Source organism: Longimicrobiales bacterium (assembly GCA_028823235.1).
Taxonomy (GTDB): domain Bacteria; phylum Gemmatimonadota; class Gemmatimonadetes; order Longimicrobiales; family Gaopeijiaceae; genus UBA2589.
This window is the reverse complement of record JAPKBW010000049.1, coordinates 1-5,307: the sequence shown is the minus strand read 5'-3', so window position 1 is coordinate 5,307 and position 5,307 is coordinate 1. Positions and strand designations below refer to the sequence as shown.

Here is a 5,307-nt window from a genome sequence, read left to right as displayed (position 1 = left end):
CGACTGCGCCTGTGCCGATGTCGGTGATCATGGCGTCGGCTTCGTCGCGCACGCCGGCGGGTAGGGCGAAGGCGTCGTTGAACTCGATCACCAGACCGCCGTTGGCAAGGTTGATCTCGAATGCTTGGCCTCCGAGGACACCACTGTCGCGAAGGCTCAACATCTCCTCGAGCACAACCTCCCAGTGGTACACCTGCGAGGCAACGACCAGGTCCGGGGCCAGCGACGTCTGGTTGGCCTGCGTGCCGAACCAAGGAACGTCATTGTCCGCGGCCACACCGACCGCCCCAACGACCATCTGCGCGGTGCCGGTCAGGACGTCAGCGTTGTTGGCCAGGTGTGCCTCGGCAGCTTCGGCAGCCAGAGCCACGTCACCAAACGAACCCGTGTAGGTGACGTTCACCTCAGCAGCTCCGCCAGCGAGGGCACCGGCCTCGAATCCATTGATGTAGGCGACAGCGTCGCCGGCCTCGATGGGCCCGACCACACCGATGATTCCCGTCTCGGTGAGGGAAGAAGCGATCCAACCGTTGACGTAACCACCTTCGTCGGCTGCAGGCGCATACGCGAAGACGTTGTCGAGGCCCTGCGTGTCAGTGGCAGTCCCCCAGGCGAACGTCACGTCCGGGAAGTCCGGGGCGATCTCCATCAGGGACGCACCGAACTGGGTGCCATGGGCGATCACCACATCATGTCCGTCCTCGGCATAGCCGCGAATCGCAGCAGCCGCATCCTCGATGATGAAGGTGCCGTCCGTGATCGACAAGTCGATGTCACGGTCCAGGGCGTTTACCGAATCGACCATGCTCTGGCTGAACGCCAAATCGTCGGATGCACTCGGAGCAACGATCGCCACCCTCAGCGGACCTGCGTCAGGAGACGCGGTAGTGGTCGGAGACGCGGTAGTGGTCGGAGCCGCGGTCGTGGGAGCGGGCGACTCTGCGTCCGATCCGCAACCGACGGCCACCATGCCGACCGCACTGAGCAGTGCGAGTATCCGTATCCACTTCTTCATTGAGTCTTCCTCCCTATTCTCCAAGTGCCCGGCGGCTGCCGGACCACTTCCCCCTCTGCGAACTGGTCGCCCGCTCAAGGACAAGCGACGCGACGACCAGGTCCATCGACACCACAAGTATCACGACGGACACTGCGTTGATCAGGGGGCTGACCCCCTTGCGTAGCATCCAAAACACATACACCGATACCGGGGTGACACCCAAGCCCGACACGACGCATCCAGATCCGGTGTTCGAAGCCGTAGTGTCCGGCTCAGGTGTGCTTCAGTGAAGTGTTGTAGACATTGTCCGCCCAATCGGACCGTAGCCAGAGGAAAGTAGGCGAGGGTGCTGAAGAGTCTCGTTGGCGCTCTGGTTCCACTCCTGGCTGCAGTGGTCGCCTTGGCGTTTGGAGCGACCATGCTCCTGGCGCTCGGAGCCAGCCCGGTCGAGGGTTTCAGCGCGATGTTCGACGGGGCATTCGGAAGCGGCTCCCGTATCGCCGCAACAGCAGTCAAGGCCACCCCGCTGATTCTGGTGGGCGCAGGCATCACGATCGCCTTCCGGACAAATGTGATCAACATCGGCGGAGAGAGCCAGATCATCGCCGGAGCACTTCTCTCCACCGTTGTCGCGCTGAACCTTCCGGATTTGCCCGCCATCCTCCTTGTGCCGGCAGTCCTCATGGCAGGCTTAATCGGAGGCGGAATTGCGGGGGCCATCCCCGGGGCGCTCAAGGCCTACGCCTCCGTAAACGAGATCCTGAGCACGATCATGCTCAACCTTGTGATGGTCCGGTTCATGAACTACCTCCTGAGGGGCCCGCTGATTGACCCCTACGAAATGGAGGCGGGAACCCGAATTCCCCAGACCCAACGGCTTTCCGACAACGCGATGCTCCCCAATCTGATCGACGGCACAAGGCTCCACCTCGGAGTCCCCGTGGCGATCGTGGCCGCAGTTGGTGCATACCTGCTCCTCTGGCGGACCCCGACAGGATTTCGTCTGAGAGCCGTCGGCCATTCGGCCGACGCCGCGCGGGCTGCCGGAATAAACGTCGAACGAAACATCACCCTCGCCCTCGCGTTGTCGGGCTCGCTGGCTGGGATCGCAGGCGCCATCCTCGTCTTCGGCAGCGAGGGCCAGCGCATGGTCACCGACGGATCCGCGACCGGCTTCACCGGAAGTGCAGGTTTCAACGGGATCGTGGCTGCACTGTTCGGAGGACTGCACCCACTCTGGACCGTTCCATCCGCAATATTGTTCGGTGCTCTCCTGACCGGCGCCACCCAACTCCAACGCGTGCTCCAGGTGCCGGCAGCCCTCGCCGTCGCACTCAACGGAATCGTGGTGATCTTCGTTGTCAGCAGCACCCCCGCACGCGCTTGGATCCAGAAGTCGCTCACCGATGCCGGGCTCTTCAACAGGCGCAGCGGCAGCGGGACAAAGGGCCCCGGGCCCTCGCGCGTAGGGGCAGGAGACCTGCCCGACCTGCCCGATTCGTCCGAGAGGAGTGGGGATGTCTGACTTCTTCACCCTCAGTGTCCTCGTAGCCACTGCAGCCTCGGGGATCCGGCTGGCGACTCCGTACCTGCTCGCTTCGCTCGGTGAAACGGTGGGCCAGCGAAGCGGTGTCCTCAACCTGGGAGTGGACGGCGTGATGCTCCTGAGCGCCTTCTTCTCGTACTGGGTCGTGCTCGAGACAGGAAACCTGTGGCTGGCTGTTCTGGTAGGCGTGATCGTTGGACTGGTGATGGGACTCCTCTACGGCTTCATCACCGTGGTCCTGAACGCGACACAAGGCATAAGTGGCATCGGCATCTACATCTTCGGTTTGGGACTCAGCGGCCTGCTCTTCCGGCGTCAAGTGGGCACACCAAAACCGGTCCGGCGTCTGCCAAACGTCGACATTCCGGTGTTGTCTGACATACCTCACCTGGGAGCCGCCCTGTTCCAGAGAAACCTCTTGACCTACCTCGCATTTCTTCTGGTGCCCGCCACCGTTCTCCTGCTGGGAAGGACCACGTTCGGCCTCAACATCCGGTCGGTCGGAGAGAATCCCGGTGCGGCAGACAGCCTCGGTGTTTCCGTCGAGCGAACCCGTTTCGCAGCGATCCTCATCGCCAATTCGATGGCAGGACTCGCGGGTGCGGCCCTGGTTCTCCAACTGGGCATCTTCCAACCGAACCTCACCCAGGGAATGGGCTTCATCGCCGTGGCCCTCGTGTATTTCGGTGCTTGGCGCCCAGTCGGCGTGATGAGTGGTGCACTTCTCTACGGGTTGGTCAACGCCACGGTCCTCCAATGGAAGGCGCTCGGCATCATCCCCGTCAACGGTTCGGACCTGGCGGCTATGGCGCCTGCTGTCCTGACGATCCTCGCCCTCGTCATTCTGGCTCGTCGTGTCAGCGCGCCTGCCGCGCTCACACGGCCGTTCACGAGGCATTGACCGAAAGCTCTGGAAGGCAAACCGACACCATGAGATCAGAGCAAAGGCTCCTGGAGATGAACGGAATCACGAAGGTGTTTCCGGGCGTCGTCGCCAACGACAGCATCGATTTCGATGTCCGCTACGGGGAAGTCCACACGCTGCTCGGAGAGAACGGTGCAGGCAAGAGCACCTTGGTCAAGATTCTCTTCGGCCTCTACCAGAGCGACGAGGGGAGTATCCGCCTTCGCGGCGACGCGACGGAGATCACGTCTCCCTCGGAGGCGATCGCAGCACGGATCGGCATGATCCATCAGCACTTCATGTTGGTGCCTACCTTGACGGTTGCGGAGAACGTTGCCCTCGGAACAGCCTCTACCCGTCGGCCCTTCACCGACCTCGATCTGGTGTCGGAACGCGTTGCCGAGATCTCCAGACAGCATGGGCTGGCTGTCGACCCGTCGGTCGAAGTCCGACGACTGGCCGTAGGTGAGCGTCAGCGGGTCGAGATCGTCAAGGCCCTCTATCGGGATGTCGAACTGCTGGTCCTGGACGAACCGACTGCGGTCCTGACTCCCCAGGAGGTCGACGATCTCTTCGTGATCCTTCGTCGGATGGCGGACAGCGGGCGCGGCCTGATCTTCATCTCGCACAAGCTTCGCGAGGTGATGAGCCTCAGCGACAGGATCACCGTCCTCCGGAACGGTCGAGTTGTCAGAACCACCACTCCAGCGGAGACCAACAGGGAGGAGTTGGCGCAGATGATGGTCGGCAGATCCGTGAACCTGGCTCCCCACAAACCCAAGCGGGAACCCGGTGGAGTTCGTCTGGAGGTGGCGGGCCTGACTGTCCAGGGTGACCGTGGAGGAGTCTCCGTGGATCAGGTCGATCTTCAGGTGCGGTCTGGTGAGATTCTGGGAGTCGCCGGCGTGTCGGGCAACGGACAGCGCGAACTCGCTGAGGCGATCGCAGGTCTGCGCAGCATCGAAGCCGGTGGCATCGTCCGCATCGACGGAATCGACGTCACGGACGAGGACGTCCGTGCCCGACGAGATCGCGGCCTTGGCTTCATCTCCGAGGAACGCATGAAGGACGGTGCCATAGCGGAGTTCACCGTCGGGGAAAATCTGCTGCTCCTGGAACACGGTTCCAAGAAATTCACGAGACGTGGGATGTTCGCCTTCGGTGCGATCAACCAGCACTGCGAGAAGTTGGTCAAAGACTTCGCCGTCAAGACGCCAAGCATTGACACTCCGACATCCAGTCTCTCGGGCGGAAATATCCAGAAGGTGATTCTGGCTCGTGAACTTTCTGCGAAGCCGAAGGTCTTGCTGGCGTGCCAACCGACCCGTGGGGTTGACATCGGTGCAACCGAGTACATCCACAACCTCTTGATCGAGCAACGGGGCCTCGGAACGGCAATGCTCCTCATCTCCGAGGACCTCGACGAGATTCTGGGGCTGGCTGATCGAATCGCAGTGATGTACGAAGGCCGGATCGTGGGAATCGTGCCAACCGGAGAAGCCAGCCGGAGTCGCATAGGACTCATGATGGCTGGAGTTCCAGAGCAAGAGGCTCGGAACGGCCCTTGAGGCAACCGTGGTTGAAACTGGCGAGCGACAGGGGTTTCCCCGAGGTCGCCGACAGCCGCACCAGGGGGGCCGCACCACCTGACACAGCAGCGTCCTGAAGCGCCTGTTCGGCCGATACCGGGCATCAATCCCGACAATCCGCGAACATGGGGTCGTGACCCTCTTCCCCCGGTGGTCCCTGGTGCTGCTCGTCGTGGTCGCCGCCTGCGGCAGCGCTGCCCCGGATCCTCCCGAAGTCGCCCCCACCACGGCCCCGCCCACCACGACCACCCTCGCCCCACCGACGACGGTT

The 5,307-nt window shown here is 62.7% G+C and carries 4 protein-coding genes; 3 read left to right on the top strand and 1 reads right to left on the bottom strand.

Annotated features, from left to right (window positions below; translation table 11 throughout):
- A partial coding sequence (locus tag OSA81_13225) for a BMP family ABC transporter substrate-binding protein (protein MDE0899963.1) occupies positions 1–1,015 on the bottom strand: 1,015 nt, incomplete at its 3' end.
- Between the two features lie 328 nt (positions 1,016–1,343).
- Here OSA81_13225 and OSA81_13220 point away from each other — a divergent pair.
- From OSA81_13220 to OSA81_13210, 3 genes are read left to right on the top strand one after another with little or no spacing between them, the layout of a single operon-like run.
- Positions 1,344–2,522, top strand: a complete 1,179-nt coding sequence (locus tag OSA81_13220) for an ABC transporter permease (protein ID MDE0899962.1) — start codon at positions 1,344–1,346, stop codon at positions 2,520–2,522.
- Positions 2,515–3,444 carry an ABC transporter permease gene (locus tag OSA81_13215; GenBank protein MDE0899961.1) on the top strand — a complete coding sequence of 310 codons (930 nt, stop codon included), beginning with the start codon at positions 2,515–2,517 and terminating at the stop codon, positions 3,442–3,444. Before OSA81_13220 ends, OSA81_13215 begins: the two co-directional genes overlap by 8 nt.
- A 29-nt stretch (positions 3,445–3,473) precedes the next feature.
- On the top strand, positions 3,474–5,015 hold the full coding sequence (locus tag OSA81_13210; GenBank protein MDE0899960.1) for an ABC transporter ATP-binding protein: 1,542 nt from the start codon (positions 3,474–3,476) through the stop codon (positions 5,013–5,015).
- Positions 5,016–5,307: the final 292 nt, after the last annotated feature.